The organism is Pseudomonas sp. 51_B (assembly GCF_017491595.1).
GTDB classification, from domain to species: Bacteria; Pseudomonadota; Gammaproteobacteria; order Pseudomonadales; family Pseudomonadaceae; genus Aquipseudomonas; species Aquipseudomonas promysalinigenes.
On sequence record NZ_JAFGYW010000507.1, the window covers coordinates 1 to 293 of the forward strand.

Below are 293 nucleotides of genomic sequence, written 5' to 3' on the forward strand. Positions count from 1 at the left end.
CGCCAAGCTGACCAACCCGGCCGGCAGCGCGATGACGGTGACCCTGAGCAACGGTGCAGTCATCAATATCGCCAAGGGCCAGAGCCAAGGTACTGTCACTGTCGATGCACCGAAAAACACCGTGTACATCGATGCCGGCAGCGTCAGCACGACCATTACCGGCACTACCGGCGGTGACTTCGAGAAGCTGAGCGTCAGCCCAACCCCGGCGGTAACCGCCGTGACCGACAGCATCGACACCAGCACCGTAACCCTGACGGCCACCCCAAGCGTGACCGAGGGCGGCGTTGTGA

General features: G+C 63.1%; 1 protein-coding gene. It reads left to right on the forward strand.

What is annotated here, in order from left to right; translation table 11 throughout:
* A partial coding sequence (locus J5M56_RS27290) for an immunoglobulin-like domain-containing protein (protein WP_207938182.1) occupies window positions 1–293 on the forward strand: 293 nt, incomplete at both ends.